Genomic DNA, 21,794 nt, shown 5'->3' on the forward strand with positions numbered 1-21,794 from the left:
TCCGCTACTGCGGATTCCGTAGGTAAACGGCCATTGACGCAACGGTTTCCGTCAAGGTTCCATCAGCGCGGGAGCGGACGAGAACGAAGAACGACGCGAGCCGCCGGAGGCGATATCGCTCCCGCCCGAACACCTGATGCACGAGTCGATCGGAACCGCTTCATGACCGACACGCTCCGCCCCGTCGAGACCGCCGTCCCGGACGCCGCACCGACGGCGACCGGGAACCCCAAGACGCTCAAGCGTTCCATCGGCGTCGTCGGCGGAACCCTGCTGACGCTGTCCTGCGTGACCCCGGCTTCGACGCTGTTCGTGGTCATCCCCGACCTCTTCGGCTCGCTCGGCACCGCGACCGCCCTCACGATCGCGATCGGCTCGCTGCTCTGTATCGGCGTGGCGTTCTGCTACTCGGAGCTGGGCACCCTCATTCCCAGCGCGGGCGGCGAGTACGCCATGGTCTCGACGATGGCCGGACGGCTCGCGGGCTGGCTGGTCTTCGTGATGTCCCTCCTGGTGGTGATGATCGTCCCGCCGGTGATCGCCATCGGCACCGCCGACTACCTCGCCCCCGTGGTGCACCTCGACCCGGCGATGACCGGCGCGGGCGTGATGCTCCTCGCCACCGTCGCCGGCCTGCTCGACCTGCGCGCCAACGCCTGGATCACCGGCATCTTCCTGGTCCTGGAGGTCATCGCGGCCGGAGTCGTGGCCCTGCTCGGCTTCACCCACGCCCACCGCGGCCTCGGCAGCCTCACCTCGATGCAGGTCGCCGGGACCGGCGCGCACACCGACCCCGTGACGGCCATGCTCGTCATCTCCGGGCTCGCCATCGCCCTCTTCGCCACCCAGGGCTTCTCGACCGCCGTCTACCTCTCCGAGGAACTGGAGAACCCGCGGCGCAACGTCGCCCGCACGGTGCTGGCCACCCTCGCCATCTCCACGGTCGTCATCCTGGTCCCCGTCGTCGCCATCACCATGGGCGCCTCCGACATCGGGGAGCTCACCGGCGGCGACATCAGCAGCATGGTCACGGCCTGGTCCAACTCGGCCGTCGGCACGTTCGTCAGCCTCTGCGTCGCCCTCGCGATCATCAACGCGGGCATCGTCATGGTCATCCAGAACTCGCGCGTCCTGTTCGCCTCGGCCCGTGACAAGGCCTGGCCCGAGCCGGTCAACAACGGCCTCTCCAGGCTCGGCCGGTTCGGCTCCCCCTGGGTCGCCACCCTCCTGGTGGGCGTCCCCGGCGCCGCCCTCTGCTTCGTCAACCTCGACACCCTGTACGGCGTCACGGGCGTGTCGGTGACGGCGATGTACCTGCTCGTCGCGGTCGCCGCCCTGCTCGCCCGGCGCGGTCACCACAAGCACACGCCGGCCTGGCGGATGCCGCTGTGGCCCGCGGTGCCGGTCCTGCTGATCGTCGTGCTCGCCTACGTCCTCACCCAGCAGGAGACGCAGTACCTGCTGTGGACCGGCGGCATCACCGCCGTCGCCACCCTGTACTGGGCCTTCTACCTGCGCCCGCGCCGCGACACCCGCTGGCTGGTGTCGATCCCGGAGGACGCGCAGGCGTAACCGGAGCGGCACACCGTCCGGCTCCCTCGCGCCGGGCCCCGCCCCCCGACGAGGGCCTCACCCGAAGTCCCACGTCATCACCGTGCACGACCCGTCGTCCTCGCCACCCGCACCGCGGTACGTGGCGAGGGCGATGTCGTTTCCCCTGTCCACACCCACCCACATGCCGTAACAGCCGCGTTCCCGGGCCAGGGCGGCGAGTTCACGGACCAGCGCCCGGCCGGTGCCCCGCCTCCGGAACGGCTCCGCCACGGCCAGCTCGTACAGGAACATCTCGCTGCCCTTGTCCGGGTGGACCGTCTCGACACCGCTGACGAAGCCGACCGGCACCTCGCCCTCGTAGGCCAGGAACAGATGATGGCCCGGAGCCTCCAGGAACCGCCGGGCCCACTCGGGACGCACGGGAGCGTCGAAGAGGTACTCGGCGGCGGTCAGTTCCCCGACGGTGGCGGCGCGGCGCAGCTCCATGGCCCGTTCGTACCACGGACGCGGTACACGCGGCCCCTGCCGTACCTCCCCGGGAGGGGTGCCGGTTCAACCCGGCGGCTGTCCCCGTTGTCGGCGGGCGCCCGTACCGTTGAGGCATGGATCTTCGACTGCCCCGGCCGCGCGGGCCGCGCCGGGGGCACCTCGCCGCTCGCACGACGGCGCGAGCCCGCGGGAGATGGGCGGCCGCCGCCGCTGCCCTCGTGCTGCTCGCCGGCGCGGGCACCTGGACGGCCGTGGCCTCCGACGGGCCGGCCGCCGTCCACCGCTCCGACCGCGTCATGACCATGGACGGCGGAGTGCGGCTCGACACCTCGTACTTCACCGCGGGACCGTCCTCGAAGCGCCGCCCCGCCGTCCTCCTCGCGCACGGCTTCGGCGGCAGCAAGGCGGACGTCCGCGACCAGGCCGAGAAACTCGCCCGCGACGGATACGCGGTCCTGACCTGGTCGGCCCGCGGCTTCGGCAGGTCCACCGGCCGGATCGGACTGAACGACCCCAAGGCCGAGGTCGCCGACGTCTCCCGGCTCGTCGACTGGCTCGCCCGGCGCCCCGAGGTCCGGCTGGACGGCAGCGGCGACCCGCGCGTCGGCGTGGCGGGCGCCTCGTACGGCGGGGCGATCTCCCTGCTGGCCGCCGCCGACGACCGGCGCGTCGACGCCATCGCCCCGTCGATCACGTACTGGAACCTCGCGGACGCCCTGTTCCCGAACGGGGTGTTCAAGAAGCTCTGGGCGGGCATCTTCATCAACTCCGGCGGTGGCTGCGCCCGCTTCGAGCCCGAGCTGTGCGCGATGTACAACCGGGTCGCAGAGTCCGGGAAGCCGGACGCGGCGGCGGTGAAGCTGCTGGAGGAGCGCAGCCCCTCCGCCGTCGGCGACCGCATCAAGGTCCCGACCCTCATCACCCAGGGCCAGTCCGACTCCCTCTTCCCGCTCGGCCAGGCCGACGCGACGGCCGAGGCCATCAAGGCCAACGGCGCTCCCGTCGACGTCGACTGGATCGCCGGCGGACACGACGGCGGCGACATGGAGACGGACCGCGTCACCTCCCGCGTCGTCTCCTGGTTCGACCGGTACCTGAAGGACGACAAGAACGCCGCCACCGGCCCCGCCTTCCGCGTCACCCGCACCGGAGGCGTGGACTCCACCGACGGCGCCGCCCTCCTGCGCGGCGCGAGTTCGGACACCTACCCGGGACTCGACAGCGGCCCGCACACCGTCGCCCTGATCGGTGGCGAGCAGCGCTTCCAGAACCCTGCGGGCTCCACCCCGCCCGCCATCTCGGCCCTGCCGGGACTCGGCGGCTCCGGCGGCCTCTCCCAGCTCTCCAGTCTCGGCGTCGGCGTCTCCCTGGACTTCCCCGGCCAGTACGCCCGCTTCGAGTCCGCGCCCCTCCGCGAGGACCTGCGGATCACCGGCTCGCCCACCGTCACCGTGCACGTCGCGTCGACCAGCGACGACGCGGTCCTCTTCGCGAAGGTGTACGACGTCGGCCCCGGCGGCACCCGACAGGTCCTGCCCTCCCAGCTCGTCACCCCGGTCCGCGTCGAGGGCGCGAAGAACGGCAAGGACGTGGCCCTGACCCTGCCCGCCGTCGACCACGCGGTCCAGAAGGGCCACCGGCTGCGCCTGGTCCTCGCCTCGACCGACCTCGGCTACGCCTCCCCGGCCGCCCCGGCCACGTACACCGTCTCGCTCCGGAGCGGCGGCCTCCAGGTGCCGACGGCCCCCGGAGTGAAGACCGCCGCGGCACCCCTGCCGTCCTGGGTGTGGTGGCTGCCGCTCGCCGGCGCGCTCGCCGCCCTGGCGCTGCTCGTGACCGGCCGCCGCCGTACGAGCGCCCCCGCGCCCGACTCCGAACTGGTCGACGTCCCGCTCCAGATCACCGGTCTGAGCAAGCGCTACGCCAAGTCCGCCGACCGGTACGCGGTACGGGACCTTTCGTTCCGCGTGGAGAAGGGCCAGGTCCTCGGCCTGCTCGGGCCCAACGGCGCGGGCAAGACGACCACCCTGCGCATGCTCATGGGCCTCATCAAGCCCGACGACGGCGAGATCCACGTCTTCGGGCACGCGATCCGCCCCGGCGCGCCGGTCCTCTCCCGCGTCGGAGCGTTCGTCGAGGGCGCGGGCTTCCTCCCGCACCTGACCGGCCGCGAGAACCTGGAGCTGTACTGGCGGGCCACCGGCCGTCCCCCCGAGGACGCCCATCTGGAGGAGGCGCTGGAGATCGCCGGACTCGGCGACGCCCTCGCCCGCGCGGTGCGCACCTACTCCCAGGGCATGCGCCAGCGCCTCGCCATCGCCCAGGCCATGCTCGGCCTCCCGGACCTGCTGATCCTCGACGAACCCACCAACGGCCTCGACCCGCCGCAGATCCGCGAGATGCGCCAGGTGATGATCCGCTACGCCGCCGCGGGCCGCACGGTCATCGTCTCCAGCCACCTCCTCGCCGAGGTCGAACAGTCCTGCACCCACCTCGTGGTCATGGACCGCGGCCGGCTCGTCCAGGCGGGACCGGTGTCCGAGATCATCGGCTCCGGCGACACCCTGCTCGTCGGCACCGGCGCGCCCCTCGACGCGCCGGTCGTGGAGAAGGTGGGCGCACTGCCGGGCGTGCTCTCGGCCGTCGCGACCGAGGACGGACTGCTCGTCCGCCTCGACGCCGGCGGCAGCGCGCAACGCCTGGTCGTGGAACTCGTGCGCCTCGAAGTACCGGTGGCGTCGGTGGGACCCCACCGCCGTCTGGAAGACGCGTTCCTCACCCTGATCGGAGGCTCCGCATGAGCACGCTCGTCGAGCGGACCGAGACGGCCGACGGGTACCGGGCGCGCCGCACCCTGCCGCTGCGCGTCGAGCTCGTCCGCCAGCTCAAGCGCCGCCGCACCCTGGTCATGGGGATCGTCCTCGCGGCCCTGCCCTTCGTCCTGCTCCTCGCGTTCGCGATCGGCGGGGACCCCGGCGGCCGCAACAACCAGGTCACCCTGATGGACACGGCCACCGCGTCCGGCGCCAACTTCACCGCGGTGAACCTGTTCGTGTCGGCGGGCTTCCTCCTGGTGATCCCGGTCGCGCTGTTCTGCGGCGACACGGTCGCCTCCGAGGCGAGCTGGTCCTCCCTGCGCTATCTGCTGGCGGCGCCCGTGCCCAGAGCCCGGCTGCTGTGGTCCAAGCTCACCGTCGCGCTCGGTCTCAGCCTCGCCGCGATGGTCCTGCTGCCGGTCGTCGCGCTGGCCGTGGGTACCGCCGCGTACGGCTGGGGCCCGCTGGAGATCCCCACCGGCGGCGCGCTCCCCGCGGGCACCGCCGCCCAGCGGCTCATCGCGGTGATCGCGTACATCTTCGTGTCCCAACTGGTCACCGCGGGGCTCGCGTTCTGGCTGTCGACGAAGACGGACGCGCCGCTCGGCGCGGTCGGCGGCGCGGTCGGCCTGACCATCGTGGGCAACGTCCTGGACGCGGTCACCGCGCTCGGCCACTGGCGCGACTTCCTGCCCGCCCACTGGCAGTTCGCGTGGGCGGACGCCATCCAGCCGACCCCGGAGTGGGGAGGCATGATCCAGGGAACGGCGATCTCCGTGACGTACGCGGTCGTCCTGTTCGCCCTGGCCTTCCGCGGTTTCCGGCGGAAGGACATCGTGTCGTAGGCCCCCGGAAGATCACCTACCGGTCTCGGTGACCCCTTGCCGTGGCCGCTTCGCAACCCTTCCGCAACCCGCCCGAGCGCACGTCACGGCCCCCTCGGCCGTCACAGTCACACAGGTCGGCCCACACAAGGGCCGTACGCCGAGGGGGCACAGATGGGGATGAAGTACACACGGACGGCGGCCGGCACCGGCCGCCCACGCGGCGGCGCGCGGCGGGGGAACCGCCGAAGGGCGGCCGCCGCGCTGCTCGCCCTGCCGATCGCGGGCGCGCTGCTGCTCACCGGATGCGGCGCGGGCGGCGGCAGCAACTCCACGGACGGCTCGGACAAGTCCGGCGGCCGCAACAACCTCCCGCTGCCGGCACCCGCGCAGCCGACCGGCGGCGCCGCCGGGCGCGACGCCGAGGGCGAGCAGTCGGACGCCCCGGACGTCCAGCCGTCGCCCGACTACCTCTCCACCTTCGCCCTCGACGTCGACACCGCGTCGTACGGCTACGCCCGCCGCAGCCTCGCTGACGGCCGCGCCCCCGACCCCTCGACCATCCGCCCCGAGGAGTTCGTCAACAGCTTCCGCCAGGACTACGAACGCCCCGACGGCAACGGCTTCTCGCTGTCCGTGGACGGCGCCCGGACGGACGACGGACGCTGGTCCCTCGTCCGGGTCGGACTCGCCACCCGGCCCGCCGAGAGCGAGCGCGAACGCCCGCCCGCTGCCCTCACCTTCGTCATCGACATCTCGGGTTCCATGGCGGAGCCGGGCCGGCTCGACCTGGCCAGGGAATCCCTCGACGTGATGACGGACCGGCTGCGCGACGACGACTCGGTCGCCCTGGTCACCTTCAGCGACGAGGCCGAGACCGTGCTGCCGATGACCCGGCTCGGCGACCACCGCGCCCGGGTCCACCGGGCGATCGACAGCCTGGAGCCGACCGACTCGACCAACCTCGGCGCCGGGGTGCGGACCGGGTACGCGACCGCCGTCGAGGGGCTGCGCGAGGGGGCCACCAACCGGGTCGTCCTGATCTCCGACGCCCTCGCCAACACCGGCGATACGGACGCGGACGACATCCTCGAACGGATTTCCTCGGCCCGACGCGAACACGGCATCACCCTCTTCGGCGTGGGTGTCGGCAGCGACTACGGCGACGCCCTCATGGAACGCCTCGCCGACAAGGGCGACGGCCACACGACGTACGTCTCCGACCGTGACGAGGCCCTCACCGTGTTCTGCGACCAGCTTCCGCAGAACATCGACCTCACGGCACGCGACGCCAAGGCGCAGGTCGCCTTCGACCCCCAGACGGTCGAACGGTTCCGGCTGATCGGCTACGACGACCGGAAGGTCGCCGACGAGGACTTCCGCGACGACCGGGTGGACGGTGGCGAGGTGGGCCCCGGCCACACGGTCACCGCCCTCTACGCCGTCCGCACCCGCCCCGGCGCCTCCGGGCATCTGGCCACCGCGACCGTCCGCTGGCTCGACCCCGAATCCCGCGCCCCGCACGAGGAGACCGGCAGCCTGGAGACCGGCGACCTGCGCGACGGCGTCTGGACCTCGCCGTACTCCTTCCAGGTCACCGCCGTGGCCGCCTACTTCGCCGACGACCTGCGCGCGGGCGACGCCCGCTGGAGCTCCCTGCCCGGTGTCCTCTCCCTCGGACAACTCGCCTCGCGGGCCCGCACCCTGGCCGACGTGACCGAGGACAAGGACGTCGCGGCGCTCGCCGCCGCGATCGGCCAGGCCGACGGACTGGACATCTGCTCCGACGACTGCGCCCGGTAGGGGGCCCGGCGATCGTGCGCGGCCCATTGAATTTCCGTTACGCACGGGTGAGTCGACTCGGCGGTAGGAACCCTGCGACCGGGAGCCGTGACGGGCGTACGCAAGGATCTGCGACGGGAAGCGGTACGCGGGCCGAGGCGCTGTCCGTGGTGCGGAGGCGGTCAGCTTCGGGCGCGCCGTTGCCCGGCAGGACCGGGGGAACGGCGCGGCGAGTAAATCCTCAGGCCACGGGTCAGGTGAATTCTGAAAGGTTCCGCGATCCTTTCGGGTGACGACGTGCAACCAATCGGGCCGGGCTCGGCTGGGGTGGCGGCAGGAATCGCTTCACCAGCAGAAAAGGAACCAGGGGAAATGTTCAAGAAGGCAATAGCCGTCCAGGGTTCCCTGAACAACCCCTGCGTCGGCCCGTCGGCCAGGGGCAACGCCCAGAACGTGCTGGGCCTGCCGGCACAGGCCGGCGCCCAGGAACGGCGCGCTCGGAAGCTGACACCGTTCCGGGCCCCGCACGCATGTTCTCGTCGTATATATGAATTCCATTTCTGACGTGTTGACATTCCCGCTCCGGGTGGAACGCTTCTTCCGCTCCCTCTTCGGAAGGAGCGTTTCTCCTGCCGTGAAGCCTCCGCGTCCATTCCGGGTGGGGCGATTCGAGTGAATTCCCCCCGGGCGTATGTTTCGCAGTTTCTTCGGAGGCCCGTCCCTCGTTTGCAGCCCGCAGGTCATGATGCGAGCCGCCCAAGTGAGCTCGCTCGGTCTCGGCCGACAAAGGGGCATGACCGCAGAGAAGGGAAGCCACGTGAAGCTCAGGAAGAGCACTACCGTCGTCGTCGGCGCGATCATGGCCCTGGGCATGGCTGCCCCGGCCTTCGCGGACTCGGGCGCCGAGGGCGTCGCCGTCAACTCTCCCGGTGTCCTCTCGGGCAACGTGATCCAGGTCCCGATCCACATCCCCGTCAACGTGTGCGGCAACTCGATCAACGTGATCGCCCTGCTGAACCCGACGGTCGGCAACGTCTGCGCCAACCACTGACGTTTCGGCACTTCAGCCGCCTCCGGCTGTGCCACGGCCGGCCTTGGACCTCCTCGCGGAACCCGAGGCCGGCTCCTCACTTCTCCCAGCAGGAAGACAAACAAGAGTGCGACAGAACCTGAGTAGGGGAGTGGTCCTGGCCGCGGCTGCGACAGGCATCATGTCCCTGTACGCCAGTCCGGCCTTCGCGGACTCCAGCACGACCGCGACCGCTGCGGACTCACCCGGCGTGGTGTCGGGAAACAACGTCCAGGTTCCGGTGAACGTGCCGCTGAACATCTGTGGCAACACGGTCGACGTCGTCGCCGCCCTCAACCCGGCGTTCGGCAACTCCTGTGCCAATGGCCCGGTTGCGCAGGGCCGGCACGCGGCGCCGCACCACCCCGTCCAGCACGCCGCCGGCTCCGCGCACCACCCGGGACGCGCTGCCGTCCCCGGCGGCATCGACCACGTGCGCGGCCAGGGTGGCCACCCCGCCGAGCACATCGGCAACGGCGGTCACGCCGGCCGGCCTGCCGGTGGTCTCGGCGGTGAGCGCGGTCTCGGTGAGCTCGGTGGACTCCGTGATCTGGCCGGCCATGGCGGTCAACTCGGTGAGCTCCGTGATCTGGGCGGCTACTTCGGTGAGCTCGCCGGCCACGGCGATTCGGGGTACGGCGACTTCCGGCAGGGTCACTCCGGCTACGGCGATTCGGGGTACGGGGACGTTCGGCAGGGGCACTTCGGTCACACGAGCCCCGGCCACCGTGACTCGGCCGCCCACCACGGCGGCTGGAGCGGTGCCTCGGCGTACGGCACGACGCACGGCTCGCCCGGTGTCCTGTCGGGCGACCAGCTCGCGGCTCCGTTGGATGTCCCGGTCGAGCTCTGCGGCAACACCCTGGACGTGATCGGTCTGCTGAACCCCGTGTTCGGCAACACGTGCGCCTACGACCACGCGCCGGACGGCCACCCGGCGACCCCGCCCCCGCGGACGGTTCCGCAGCCGCCGAAGCACCACACCCCGCCCGTGAAGGTCCACGAGCAGCCCCCCGTCCCGCCCACGGTGCACCGTCAGTACACCCCGCCCACGCTGGCGGAGACCGGTAGTGAGGGAATGCTCGCCAACGGCGCGATCAGCGCCGCGCTGCTGGTCGGCGGCGCCCTGCTGTACCGGCGCAGCCGGGCGATGTCCCGCCCGTGACGCCGCGCTCCGGGTGCCGTTCGCGCTCCGGCGCCCGGCACCCGGAGCCGATCCACGCATCAGCGTGCCCGCCGTGAACCCGGCGCGCGCGTCCGCGTGTCCTCCGTGAACCCGGCTCCGTGGACGAAGCGCGTGGCCGGGCCGAGGGCGGTGGCCGTGGCGGTGATCAGGCCCGCCACGAAGAGACCCGGCACGGACGGATCGACGTCCCGGCCGACCACGGGGGAACCGCCCGGCAGGGCCGCCGGACCCCGCGGCTCGTCGTCCAGGAGACCGGGCAACTCGCGCCGGGCCCCGAAATCCCGTGGCGGCGACGACCGGGATCAGCTTGGGCCGGCCCCCTTGGCCACCAGTGGTGGCCCCCGTCGCCGTGCGGCCCGCTCACCGCGAGGTCGCTCACGTCATCCGACGGGACCAGTCCGGCGGGCCGGAAACCCGGGCGGCCACTTGGCGCAACAGCGCGGCCGAGTCCCCGAGGGACGGGCCGGGGAGAGACGGCGGGCGCGTCTCGCTGACAAAGCGGTATCCGCCGACGGGACTTCCCTCGGGACCGACCGGTGTCGAGGGGCACGGCCGCCGGGCCGGTCACCCCTGAGAGTGATCGTCAGAACGCGAGACCGGGACACCGGTTGGCTGAATCGACATACGTGTGACTGAGTGTCAGTCATCGGAAAGGAAATCCGAGGATCAAGAGGGAGAGGAGCAGGCATGGCCCCACAGCGGCAGCGGCCCCGGAGCGGAAGGCTGGCGTTCATCGCGGCCGGCATCGTCACGTCGGTCGCCCTCGCGTCCGGTCCGGTGTACGCCGTGGGTGCCGGGGCGGTGCGGGTGGGCGACCCGCCGGCTCCGACACCCACGACGGCGAATCCGCCGGTGGACTCCTCAACCGGCGGAGTCGTTCCGGCGGCCGGCGCGAACTCGGCCGCGCACCCGGCCGTGAGGCCTGCGTCGACGCCCACCGGGCCGCCGACCTCGACCCCCGCCGTATCCGAGAAGCCCCGCGCGGACGGTGCGAACCCGGCGCGGCCGGGCCTCGCCGGGCTGCCGGCGTTCGGCGCCTACCTCGACTACGGGCCCGAGGGCGTCGCCCGGATCGCGCAGCTCAGCCGGTGGCTGGGCGGTACCGAACTGCGGGTCGGTCACACGTATCTGCCCGGCGACCGCTGGAGCAACATCGAGGGCGCGCCCGGATTCCTGGACTCCTGGGCGGACTGGCGGCTCCGCCGGGACGACCGGATGCTCGTCCTGAACGTCCCGATGATGGAGCGCAACGAGGAGGGCCTTTCCGACGACCAGGTCCGCCTGCTGCTGGGCGAGGCCGCGACGGGGGCCTTCGACCACCATTTCCGCGCGCTCGCGGAGCGGCTCGTCGAGCTGAAGGTGCCCGACACCGTCATCGTGCTCGGCTGGGAGATGAACGGCGTCACGTACACCCATCGCTGCGGTCCCGACCCGGAGGCGTGGAAGACGTACTGGAACAGGATCGTCACCGCCATGCGGTCGGTGCCGGGGCAGAGATTCCGGTTCGATTTCGCCCCGAACCGTGGGCTGGACGCCGTTCCCTGGACCGAGTGCTATCCCGGTGACGACACGGTCGACATCCTCGGCATGGACGCGTACGACCAGCCGTCGGGACTCTCGTTCGAGGAACAGGTGAAGGAGCCGTACGGGCTTCAGGAGCAGGTGGATTTCGCCAAGGCCCACGGCAAGTCCATTTCGTATCCGGAGTGGGGCCTTTACCGGAACGGCGACAACGCGACGTACATGAAGGACATGCTCGCCTGGATCGGCGAGCACAAGCCGGTGTACAACACGCTCACCGACTACTGCCCGCACGGCGTGTGGCAGTGCCAGGACAACCCGCTGGCGGCCCAGGCCTACCGGGCCGCGCTGTCCCATGTCACCGATTCGCCGCCGACCGCTCCGGCACCGACCCCGACCTCTGAACCGGCGTCGACGCCGGCACCCGAGGCCTCCGAACCGACTCAGTCCCCGGGTCCGACGTCGGAACCGGTGTCGACCCCGACGCCCGAGGCCCCCTCCCGGCCCGAGCCGGCCTCGACCCCGAAGCCGACCCCGACGTCGGAACCGGTCGCGACACCGGAGCCGGCCTCGACACCCGAGCCGGTCTCCACTCCGACTCCGACGTCCAAGCCGAAGCCGAAGCCGACCCCGGTCAAGACGCCGAAGCCGAAGCCGACCCCGGTCAAGACGCCTACGCCCAAGCCGACTCCGGTCAAGACGCCGAAGCCGACTCCTGTCGGGCCTCAGACGCCCGAGCCGGTCCCGACCCCGGCCAAGACGCCGGCGGCAAAGCCGGTGTCCACCCCGACCCCGACGCCCACGCCGCCCCCGGCACGCGAGCCCGTCCCGGACGTGACACCGGACCGGACCACCTGCTCGTCGCTGGACCTCGGTGACTGGGTGGAGTACTGGATCGGCGGCAAGCCGTGCGTCCACCTCGACCTGCCGTCCGACGACTGGTGGTCGGGCGACTGGTGGTCGAGCGGCTGGTGACCCCGGGTGGCGGCGGGCCGGTCAGGACCCGCCGCCACCGCGTTCCCGCCAGCTCCGCAGCAACTCCTTGCCCCGCCGGCGCGCGGCGACGTCACCGACGACCGCCGAGATCAGCGGCGCCGTACGCCGGCGGGCCAGGAGCAGTCGCTGGTTGAGGACCGGGTCCGGGCGCCAGTGGTGCTTGTACGGTTCGTCGCCGCGCAGCAGGCTCAGCGACCCGCGGTCACCGCCCGCGGTGTGCCGGGAGCAGGCGTCGAGCAGTATCACCGCCACGTCCGCCTTGCGTTCGCGCAACCCCGGGTGGGCGCCGTACAGATAGCCGCCCGCGAGGCGCCGGGACAGCAGGGTGAGGTCCACGGCCATCACGGCGCCGTCGAGCCGGAACTCGGTGACCACCGCGTCCCCGGACCGCACCATCGGGCCCACCGAGCGGACCAGATGCTCGGAGAACCGCTCCTGGAGGTGCTCGGACGTCACCTTCCGGTCCGCCCACTGCAACCGGTGCAGTTCGAGCAGCCGGCCGAGGGCCGCGTCCACCTCGTCGTGGCCCACCACCCGCCGTTCGACCCCGAGCGCGGTGAGTTTGCGCAGCTTGGCCCGGACGCGCTGGGCCTTGGAGGAGGGGAGACGGCCGATCAGCTCGTCCATCGAGACGGCCGGAAGCTCCAGACACAGGGAGTCCCCGACCTGGCGGCGCGGTCCGCTCCAGTGCTCGTAGACCCGCTCCACGGCGCCGCCGGGACGGACCTCGCGGAAGTCGATCAGCGCGGTGCGGGCCGCGGCCGACAGTCCCTCGGCGAGCAGGGCCGCCGCACGGTCGGCGTGTTCGTCGTCGAGGAGCACGTCCGCGTAGTCGGAGATCGGTCCGCCGAGCGGCACGAGCGCCGACAGCCGGCGGCGGGCCCGCATCAGCGGCGCGACCGCGAGCAGTTCACCCCCTTCCCGCACGACCACCAGCCGCAGCCGCCCCGGTGTCCCGTACGACAGCCACCAGGAGTGCAGCCAGGCGTGGCTCTGGAAGGCGGTGGCGGCGCCGCACCGCTGGTACAGGCGCCCCCAGGCCGCCGCCATGTCGGTGAACTCCCGCTCTTCGGTGATGAGTTCGGCCCGCGCGGTGTCGAGTGCACCGGCCTGGAGCGTCGTCGCGCTCACCGCTGGCCGTGCACATCGGCGGCGGTGGCGGGGCTCGGTACCGAGGCCGGGCGGGCCGGGTCGGCGGACCGCCGGGGCCGGACCAGCAGCACGAGTCCGCCGAGCAGTCCGCCCGCGCTCGCGCCGACCAGGCCCGTCACCGTCGGGGACGGCGACGACGCCGAAGCCGGCTTCACCGCGCGGGAGAACGACACGAGCTGGACGTGGGTGCTCTTCTGGCTCGCGTTCGCGTGCTGCGTCAGCGAGCGGGTGACCGCGTTGGCCATGTCGGCGGCCCGGTCGGGGTGCGTGGAGGTGGCGGAGACCGCGACCATCGGGGCGTCCGGCGACGTCGCCGTCCGCACGCTCGACTCCAGCGTCCTCACCGGCACACCGGCCCACACCTGCGCGTCCCCGAGCACCGCGAGCTGCGTGGCGACACGGCCGTATGCCTGGGCGAAGCCGAGCGCGGCCGAGGGATCACCCTTGTCCGTCGGTACGGCGATGACATAGCTCGTGGCCGTGTAGGACGGGGGCTTCACCACGCCGTACGCGCCGCCGAGCGCGCCGCCGAGCACGGCCGTGGCCGCGAGCAGCGACCACGCCGGCATGGTCCTCGCCCGGGAAGGGGCCGAACCCCAGGGGCGGTGGCCCCTGGTGAGGTTTTCGGACATGTGGAACTCACTCCAGTCAGGTGCGCGCGACAGCGGCCGCGTACACGTCCATGAGCTGTGCGGCGCTACGGGTGATGCAGTAGTGGTGGGCCGCCTCCGGGGCCGAGCGGGGGGCGGGGCCCCGGGCCCGGACGCCGGTCAGCGCCCGCGCGAAGGACTCCGCGCCGCCGTCGACCCGGGTGGCGCCGCGAGCCGCTCCGGGCGGCAGGTCCTCGACGGCCGGGCAGGAGACGTACAGCACCGGAAGTCCGGCCGCCAGCGCCTCCACGACGGCCAGCCCGAACGCCTCCTCGGGGCTCGGCGAGGCGAGGACGTCCATGGCGGCTATCAGGGACGGGAGATCGGCGCCGGGAGAACCGCCGGCGGGGCGCTCGCCGGCGAACAGGACCCGGTCCGCGACTCCGGCGTCGTGCGCCGCGCGCCGCAGCGCGACCTCCTCCGTGCCACCGCCGACCAGCAACAGCCGGCAGTCGCCGGGCAGTTCGGCCACCGCGCGGATCAGGACGTCGAACCGCTTGCCGGGCGCGAGCCGGCCGACCCCGCCGACGACGTACGCGTCCTCCGGGAGCCCGAGCCGGCGGCGGGCGCGTTCGCGCAGGTCCGGGTCGAAGCGGAAGCGGGCGATGTCGACGCCGTTCGGCACGATCTCGATGCGCGGTGCGGGCACACCCCAGCGGCGCAGCCGTTCGGCGACCGTGGGCGAGACGGCGACGGTCGACCGGCCGAGCCGCTCGCCGGCCAGATACAGGGCGCGTACGCCGGGACTCAGCGGGCGGCCCTCCATCTGCGAGTCGCCGAGCGAGTGCTCGGTGGCCACCACCGCTCGCACCCCGGCCAGCCGGGCGGCGAGTCTGCCGTACACGCAGGCCCGGTAGAGGTGCGTGTGGACGAGGTCGTAGCGGCCCGCGCGGATCACCTTCACCAGGCGGGGGAGGGCGGCGAGGTCGCGGTTGCCGGACATGCCGAGATGGATCACGCGCACGCCGTCGGCGGCGAGCCCGGCGGCGACGGGGCCCGGGTTGGTGAGCGTCACGACGTCGCAGGCGACGGGCAGGTGCCGCAGCAGCAGGCGCAGCTGCTGCTCGGCGCCACCGATCCCGAGGCCGGTGATGATGTGCAGCGCCTTCACCGGCCCGCCTCGACCGGGCGGCGGCGCAGCCGGTGCAGCCGGTGCTTGAGGAACAGGCGTACGGAGGTGTCGTTCTCGCCGATGTGCACACGCGGGAGGGCGTATCGGCCGGTCAGCGGGCCGGGGTCGATCGCGCAGCCGTAGCGGTAGCCGGCCTCGCGGACGGCGTCGACGACCCGGCGGTCGACGGTCCCGTACGGATAGCAGAAGCCGTCGACGTGAGCACCGATCAACTCCGAGAGCGCCGCTCTGCTCTCGGCGACCTCGGCCCGCAGCACGGCGTCGTCGGCCTGCGTCAGGTCGACGTGGGTGAGTCCGTGCGAGCCGACCTCCATGCCCTCGGAGGCGGCGGCGAGCCGGATGCCCTGCTTGCCCAGCAGCGGCTTGCGGGGGCCCAGCGGATCCCAGGCGTTGTCGCCGTCGAGCCGGCCTGGAAGGACGAAGAGGGTGGCGCCGAATCCGTGGCGCCGCAGGAGCGGCAGAGCGGTCTCGACGAAGTCGGCGTACCCGTCGTCGAAGGTCAGGGCCACCAGATCCCGGCCCAGGCCGCGGGCGCGGGCCGCGAGCAGGTCCGCGACGCACACCCCGCGCAGACCGTGCCGGCTCAGCCAGCCGAGCTGCTGGTCCAGGCGTCCGGGGGAGACCGTGACGTGGTACGGGTCGTCGGAGCAGTCCCCGACGGAGTGGTACATCGCCACCCAGGGCGGCGCGTCGAGGGCGTTCTTCGTACCGGTACGTCTGCTGCTGTCAGCGGAAACGGGCACAGGAAACCCTTCGTGTGACGGAACGGACTGCGGAGGCGAACCCCTCGACCCGGAAGGCCCAGGCCAGCAGGGCGAAGACGACGGTCACGACCGTGCCGCCGACGACGAGTCCGAGCAGCGGGGAATCCACGCCGCTCGCGCACAGACCGCCGGTCACCGCCGCGGTCAGGGCGGCCCGCAGCGGTTTGCCGATCTCGGACAGCACGGCGCGGGTACGGATCGGCACACTGCGCGGACCCATGCCGTACAGCAGGAGCCCGGCGGTGAGGGTGATGCCGGCCGCGTTGGCGGCGGCGATGCCGCAGACCCCCCAGGGGCCGACGGCCAGGACCCCGGTCCAGCAGGTCGCGACGATCCCCGCGGTCATCGCGAACAGCGGGTACCAGGTCGGCCGCCCCGAGCAGAAGTACGAGCGCACGAGCGCGCCGACGAGGGTGTGACCGAGCAGTCCGAGGGCGTACACCCGCATGACGGCCGCGGTGGCCGCCGTGTCCTGGGCGGTGAACGCGCCCCGCTGGAAGAGCAGTTGGATGATCTGCGGGGCGCACGCCACGACCGCCGCCGCGCCGAGGAGCACCGTGCAGGCGACGAGCGTCAGATCGCGCTCCACCCGGTCGCGGGCCCGCTCGGTGTCGCCCTCGGCGACGGCCTGCGCGACCACCGGGAAGGTGACCGTGCAGAGCATCAGCGAGAGCACCATCGGCATCTGCGCCACTTTCTGGGCGTAGTTCAGATGCGAGATGGCCCCGGCGGGCAGCGAGGAGGCCAGGAAGCGTTCGATGAGGACCTGGGACTGCCGGCACAGCGCGAAGAGCAGCACCGTGCCGACGAGGGCCAGGTCCATCGGGCGGGCCGGCTCACCGTCCAGGGTCCCGGGCGCCGACCCCCCGCGCCGGAGCTGCCGCCACAGCGACGGTGCCTGCGCCACGACCATCAGCCCGCCGCCGACCGCGACACCGAGCGCCGCCGACCGTACGCCGTAGCGCGCGCCGAGGACGAACATCACCGCGATGATCCCGGTGTTGTACGCGATGTAGATCGCCGCCGGTGCCACGAAGCGACGGTGCGCCCGCAGGGCCGCGCTGCAGTACCCGGCGAGCCCGAAGGAGAACACGCAGGTCGCGGTCAGCCGGGTGCAGTCCACCGCGAGCCGGGGATCGGGCAAGCCCGGCGCGAGCGCCTCGACCAGGTACGGCGCCCCCGCGATCAGCAGGGCCCCGACGGCGGCGAAGGCGAACGTCAGCCGGGGCAGGGTGGCGGCGACCAGCGCGCGGACGGGATCACCGGCGGCTCCCTGGGCACGCCGGGTCACGGCCACGCTGAAGGCCGGGATCAGGACGAAGGCCAGCCCGTCCTCGATCAGCAGGGTCGCCGCGAACTCCGGCACCGTCCAGGCGACGAGGAACGCGTCCGTGTCCGATCCGGCCCCGAACAGATGGGCGAGCGCCTGGTCCCGGCCGAGGCCCAGCAGGGCTCCGGCGATCGAGAGCGCGATGGTGACGAGAGCCGCCCTGGCGAGAAACCGGTTGGACGCGCCCTCGGGCCGGCCTCCGCCCTCCCGGGCCCCGGGCACCCGCCCACCACGCGGCCCACCACGCGCCCCGGCATCGGCACGCCCCCGCGCTCCGGCCCTCGCTCTCGCACCCGTACCCGTGCTCGCACCCGTACCCGTGCTCGCATCCACGCTCGTGCCTGTGCCTGTGCCTGTGCCCGTGCCCGTGCCCGTACTCGCACCCGCACCCGTCCCGAAGTCCGGATTCGTGTGCGGGTCTTCGCCCGCCCTGGGTGGTGTCACCGTCATCGCGCCGCGGCCTCTTCCCGTACGGCGGCGGTCGGTGCCGGCGCCTCGGTGTCCGCGGCCGCCGACGGATCCATCAGCGCCCACCAGCCGATGACCCCGAAGACGACGGCCGTCAGGACCGTGGAGGGGCCGCCGATGTCCGCGTACACGAAGTCGACCAACTGCCAGACGAGCAGCCCGCACGCGACGAGCCCGCAGTCCGTGCCGGGCGGGGTCCGGCCCGCGGCGGGACCGGATTCCGCGCCGTCCCGTGCCGCGCGGCGCACGCGGAAGAGCCCGCGCAGCGCACCCGCCAGCAGTACGAGCCAGCCGCCCGCCAGGGCGAGCAGTCCGACGAGACCCTGCTCGCTGAGCACGAGGAGATACATGTTGTGCGGCGAGAGCAGCGCCTGTTTGTGGAAGGCGGCCCCCGCGCCCGCGATGTCGCTGCCCGAGGACAGCGCGAGCGAGGCATGAGAGTCCCGGTACTCGGGGAAGCCCTTCAGCCCGACGCCCGTCAGCGGATGCTCGCGCCACATGTCGGTGGCCGCCGCCCACATCGTGTACCGGTCGGTCACCGACTGGTCCGGCGCGTCGGCGACCTGCGTGATGCTGGTGACCCGCTCCTGGAGCATCGCGCTGCCGAAGCCCAGCCCGCCCACCAGGATCATCCCGGCCGCGGCCAGCACCGCGACCGTCCGCACCGCCCGCCGCAGCCCCGCCAGCACGAGCTGCGCGCCGCAGGCCACCGCCGTGGCGATCCACGCGCCCCGGCTGAACGAGAGGGCCAGCGGCGGCAGCAGGGCCAGCGCGCACACCACGGCGACCGCGCGCCGCCGTGCCTCGTCCGATCCCAGGGCCAGCGCCACCGCGCACACCACCCCGAACGCCACCACCGTCGCCATGCCCATCACGTCGGTCGGCCCGAAGGTGCCGACCGCCCGGACCTCCTCGCCCTGGTACGAGGCGCCGGTCCCGGTGACGTACTGCCGTACCCCGACCGCCCCCTGCCACAGCGCCAGCGCGACGAACGACCAGGCCAGCAGTCTGAGGTCGCGCCGGTCGCGTACGAGCAGCAGCACCGCGGCCGGCACCAGTACGAAGATCTGCAGATACCGGGTGAGGCCGGTGATCCCCGCCCCCGGGTCCGCCGCCCCTGCCGCCGCGACCGAGATGCCGATCACGGGGAGCCCGAGGACCAGGGCCGCGGTCGTGGACAGGGGGCGCCGCCGGGTCCGTACGAGACGCACCGCGCAGCAGAGCACCACGAGACCCGACATGGCGTCCGCGATGTTCGCGCCGCCCTCGCCGCTCGGCGTGAACGGCAGCCCGAGCAGCGCGATCACCGCGACGACGGGCAGCACCGGCAGCGCCCGCCGCAGGGCTGCAGTCACGGTGTCCAGGGGAGTGAGGGGCGGGGCCTGGCTCACCGGCTCAGCTCCCCGTCGGGCGCACCAGCGCCGCGGCCGTGCGCAGCAGGATGCAGATGTCCTGCCACATCGACCAGTTGTCGATGTACGCGTTGTCGAAGCGGCACCGGTCCTCGATCGAGGTGTCGCCGCGCAGCCCGTGCACCTGGGCGAGTCCGGTGATGCCGGTCTGCATCCGGTGACGGGCCGCGTAGCCGGGGTAGGTCTGGCTGAACTTGGTCACGAAGTAGGGCCGTTCGGGGCGCGGGCCGACCAGGCTCATGTCGCCCCTCAGGACGTTCAGGAGCTGGAGCAGCTCGTCCAGCGAGGTGCGCCGCAGGAACTGGCAGAAGCGGCTCATCTCCTGCTCGCCCGCCACACTCCAGCGGGTCGCGGCCTCGTGCGCGTCGACCGGGCGGTGGGTGCGGAACTTCAGCAGCGTGAACGGCCGTCCGTCCTTGCCGATGCGCTCCTGCCGGAACACCACACCGGGCCCGTCGGTCAGCCGCAGGACGGCCGCGAACCCCAGCAGCAGCGGACTGACCGCCATCAGCAGGGCGCCGGAGACGGCGACATCGAGGAACCGCTTCCCGAATCCGGCGCGCCGCCCGCCGACCGTCAGGGGGCGGCAGGCGAAGCCGGCGAGCGTGTGTCCACCCGCGCGGTCGTACGACGGTGAGTCCGGGTCGACCTCCCACAGCGCGCAGCCCGCGAGGGCCAGCGCCCGCAGCATCGGCCCGCGCCGGCTCGGCGGCTCCACCACCAGCACGGCGCGCACGCTGTTCTGGATGAGCGCCCGCTGCACCTCCTCGCCGGTGGTGAGCACCGGCAGGACGTCGAGGCCGGTCGGCCGGTCGGCGACGACACCGACCGGCCGCACCCCGCAGTTCGGGTGGCGCAGGAAGGCCGCGGCCACCCGCTGGGCCGTCCCGGCCGGACCGATCACCAGGGCGGCGGCCGGGTGCCGCGCGAGCGCACGGCGGCGCCGCCAGTGCACCGCGCCGCGGCCGGCCAGGCTGATCGCCGCCTGCGCGGCGCACCCGAGCGCCAGCGTCCGGACCGACAGCGCCTCGTCCGGGACGAACGCGGCGAGGACGGCGGCCAGGGCGCACCAGGTGACCACGATCCGCGCGCAGACGGCGGGCAGTTCGTCGAGCAGGGCGGGCAGCGGCGCCGGCCGGTACAGGGAGCCTCGCGCGTTCAGTAACACCACGCCGAGCAGCAGGGCGACGACGGCCGGCGGGTGTTGCTGGATCTCCGCGAGGGTCTGACCGGCCGTCAGCGCCGCGACGGCGTCCACGGCGGCCAGCGGCGGCCAGGAGGCGCGTCCGACGGTGCGCCGCTGGCCGGCCGGGAATCCGAGGCCGCCACCGGTCCTGCGCGAGGGCATGACCGAGAGGGATGAGAATCCGTACTCCCGGGGCTGTCCGCCGGGGGAGGGAACGGTGCTTTCCGCAGTCACGAGTGGATGGACTCCCTGCACTCGGTGTGGTCCGCGCACATGACGCCCCCGGCGTGCTGCGGCTGTCGCCCGGTCAGTAGTTCGCGGTACACCCCCGCGACCGCGTCGGCCGTGAGGCGCACGTCGTGCGTGGTCAGTACGTGGTGGCGCCCCTGCCGGCCGAGCGACGCTCGCAGCGGGGCATCGGCCAGCAGTGCGGCGATCGCCTCGGCCAGCGGCGCAGGTTCGGGCGAGGCCACCAGGCAGCGGGTGTCGTGTCCCGGCGGCAGGCTCTCGCGGGCGCCGTCCACGTCCGTCATGACGACCGGGCGACCGCAGGCCATGGCCTCCAGCGGGGCCAGCGCCATGCCTTCCCAGCGGGACGGCAGTACGACCAGGTCGGCGGCCTGGTACCAGGACACCGCGTCGGCGGCGGCCCCGGCGAACAGCACGTCACGCGGTGCCCCGGCGCGCAGCCGTGCCGCGTCCGGCCCGTCACCGACGAGTACGAGACGCGCGGTGGGCACCCGCCGCAGCACCGCGGGCCAGGCGTCGAGCAGGATGTCCTGCCCCTTCTGCCGGCACAGTCGTCCCACGCACACCACCAGCGGAGCCGCCGGACCGACCCCCGCGAGCAGCGGCATCCCGGCCCGTACGGTGCCGGCGGCGGCGGGGTGGAAACGCTCGGGGTCGACGCCGTTGGGGATCACCCTCCAAGGGGCGCGCACTCCGGCTCGTACGCCGGTCGCGCGCTCCGCCTCGCTGACGCACACCACCCGGGACGCCCAGCGGGCACCCCACCGCTCCCAGCGCAGCGCGAGTGCCGCGGCGGCACCGTCGACGGCCTCGAACGACCAGGCGTGCGGCTGGAACACCGTCGGTACCCGGCCGCGCAGCGCGAGCCGGGCCGCGAGCCCCGCCTTCGCGCTGTGCGCGTGCACCACGTCGGGCCGCACCCGCGCCAGCACCCGGCCGAGCCGGCGTACCTCCTGGGCGAGCTGCGGCCCGGGTGCCCGTGTCGCGTGCCAGGGGCGTACGTCCGCGCCGAGCGCCCGCACCTCCCGGGCGAAGGGGTTGCCGTCCGGGCAGGCGACGGTCACCCGGGTTCCGGCGGCGAGCTGGGCGCCGACGAGGTCGGCGACCACGCGGGCGACGCCGCCGTCGACCGGCTGTGTGACATGAAGGACCCGCGGCGGAGGGTCTGTTGGCAGATGCATGCGCGGTTCCTTGCTCACGGGCGGCGCGCCGGG

At 73.2% G+C, this 21,794-nt stretch carries 16 protein-coding genes and 1 pseudogene; 7 read left to right on the top strand and 10 right to left on the bottom strand.

All coding sequences use genetic code 11. From position 1 onward, the window contains the following. Positions 1-162 precede the first annotated feature (162 nt). Positions 163-1,572, top strand: coding sequence for an APC family permease (locus ACIQ7M_RS08930; protein ID WP_386979369.1), 1,410 nt, complete (start codon positions 163-165; stop codon positions 1,570-1,572). Between the two features lie 57 nt (positions 1,573-1,629). Here the strand turns inward: ACIQ7M_RS08930 and ACIQ7M_RS08935 are convergent, their stop codons facing one another. Then, positions 1,630-2,040: a GNAT family N-acetyltransferase gene (locus ACIQ7M_RS08935; RefSeq protein WP_355764690.1), complete on the bottom strand. Its 411-nt coding sequence runs from the start codon at positions 2,038-2,040 to the stop codon at positions 1,630-1,632. Between the two features lie 116 nt (positions 2,041-2,156). Here ACIQ7M_RS08935 and ACIQ7M_RS08940 point away from each other — a divergent pair, with 116 nt between their 5' ends. From ACIQ7M_RS08940 to ACIQ7M_RS08960, 5 genes are all read left to right on the top strand, one after another. Next, a complete protein-coding gene (locus ACIQ7M_RS08940; RefSeq protein WP_403641504.1) occupies positions 2,157-4,844 on the top strand; it encodes an alpha/beta fold hydrolase in 2,688 nt (895 codons plus the stop codon). Further along, on the top strand, positions 4,841-5,704 hold the full coding sequence (locus tag ACIQ7M_RS08945) for an ABC transporter permease (RefSeq protein WP_403641507.1): 864 nt from the start codon (positions 4,841-4,843) through the stop codon (positions 5,702-5,704). The genes ACIQ7M_RS08940 and ACIQ7M_RS08945 overlap by 4 nt, the downstream gene beginning before the upstream one ends. 159 nt (positions 5,705-5,863) lie before the next feature. Next, positions 5,864-7,486 (top strand): von Willebrand factor type A domain-containing protein, encoded by a 1,623-nt coding sequence (locus ACIQ7M_RS08950; protein ID WP_403641510.1) that lies wholly within the window; start codon positions 5,864-5,866, stop codon positions 7,484-7,486. Between the two features lie 772 nt (positions 7,487-8,258). Continuing rightward, the gene (locus tag ACIQ7M_RS08955; protein ID WP_355764701.1) at positions 8,259-8,516 is read left to right on the top strand and encodes a chaplin; all 258 of its coding nucleotides are present in this window, start codon (positions 8,259-8,261) and stop codon (positions 8,514-8,516) included. A gap of 106 nt (positions 8,517-8,622) precedes the next feature. Beyond that, on the top strand, positions 8,623-9,699 hold the full coding sequence (locus tag ACIQ7M_RS08960) for a chaplin (RefSeq protein WP_403641515.1): 1,077 nt from the start codon (positions 8,623-8,625) through the stop codon (positions 9,697-9,699). 59 nt (positions 9,700-9,758) lie between these two features. On the opposite strand, the gene ACIQ7M_RS08965 is transcribed toward ACIQ7M_RS08960, so the two are convergent. Further along, positions 9,759-9,980, bottom strand: coding sequence for a hypothetical protein (locus ACIQ7M_RS08965; RefSeq protein WP_403641517.1), 222 nt, complete (start codon positions 9,978-9,980; stop codon positions 9,759-9,761). Positions 9,981-10,407: 427 nt separating this feature from the next. On the opposite strand from ACIQ7M_RS08965, the pseudogene ACIQ7M_RS08970 reads away from it, so the two are divergent. Further along, positions 10,408-11,724, top strand: a pseudogene (locus ACIQ7M_RS08970) (glycoside hydrolase family 26 protein); the annotation flags it as partial. 513 nt (positions 11,725-12,237) lie between these two features. On the opposite strand, the gene ACIQ7M_RS08975 reads toward ACIQ7M_RS08970, so the two are convergent. The 8 genes from ACIQ7M_RS08975 to ACIQ7M_RS09010 all read right to left on the bottom strand — a co-directional run bounded on the left by ACIQ7M_RS08975 (position 12,238) and on the right by ACIQ7M_RS09010 (position 21,761). Further along, positions 12,238-13,287: a GNAT family N-acetyltransferase gene (locus ACIQ7M_RS08975; RefSeq protein ID WP_389850918.1), complete on the bottom strand. Its 1,050-nt coding sequence runs from the start codon at positions 13,285-13,287 to the stop codon at positions 12,238-12,240. A gap of 77 nt (positions 13,288-13,364) precedes the next feature. Then, entirely contained in the window at positions 13,365-14,021 is a 657-nt protein-coding gene (locus tag ACIQ7M_RS08980; RefSeq protein WP_403641520.1) for a lipopolysaccharide biosynthesis protein, read from the bottom strand. 16 nt (positions 14,022-14,037) lie between these two features. Next, the gene (locus ACIQ7M_RS08985; protein WP_403641523.1) at positions 14,038-15,150 is read right to left on the bottom strand and encodes a glycosyltransferase; all 1,113 of its coding nucleotides are present in this window, start codon (positions 15,148-15,150) and stop codon (positions 14,038-14,040) included. Continuing rightward, positions 15,147-15,914, bottom strand: a complete 768-nt coding sequence (locus ACIQ7M_RS08990; protein ID WP_355771631.1) for a polysaccharide deacetylase family protein — start codon at positions 15,912-15,914, stop codon at positions 15,147-15,149. Before ACIQ7M_RS08990 ends, ACIQ7M_RS08985 begins: the two co-directional genes overlap by 4 nt. Next, on the bottom strand, positions 15,898-17,715 hold the full coding sequence (gene murJ, locus ACIQ7M_RS08995; RefSeq protein ID WP_403641527.1) for a murein biosynthesis integral membrane protein MurJ: 1,818 nt from the start codon (positions 17,713-17,715) through the stop codon (positions 15,898-15,900). The genes ACIQ7M_RS08990 and murJ overlap by 17 nt, the downstream gene beginning before the upstream one ends. Beyond that, a complete protein-coding gene (locus tag ACIQ7M_RS09000) occupies positions 17,712-19,088 on the bottom strand; it encodes an O-antigen ligase family protein (protein WP_403641530.1) in 1,377 nt (458 codons plus the stop codon). Before ACIQ7M_RS09000 ends, murJ begins: the two co-directional genes overlap by 4 nt. Before the next feature lie 40 nt (positions 19,089-19,128). Further along, the gene (locus ACIQ7M_RS09005; protein WP_386979340.1) at positions 19,129-20,565 is read right to left on the bottom strand and encodes a sugar transferase; all 1,437 of its coding nucleotides are present in this window, start codon (positions 20,563-20,565) and stop codon (positions 19,129-19,131) included. After that, positions 20,562-21,761, bottom strand: coding sequence for a glycosyltransferase family 4 protein (locus ACIQ7M_RS09010; protein ID WP_403641533.1), 1,200 nt, complete (start codon positions 21,759-21,761; stop codon positions 20,562-20,564). Before ACIQ7M_RS09010 ends, ACIQ7M_RS09005 begins: the two co-directional genes overlap by 4 nt. Positions 21,762-21,794: the final 33 nt, after the last annotated feature.

The sequence above is a fragment of the Streptomyces sp. NPDC096324 genome (assembly GCF_044763015.1).
Classification (GTDB): Bacteria; Actinomycetota; Actinomycetes; order Streptomycetales; family Streptomycetaceae; genus Streptomyces.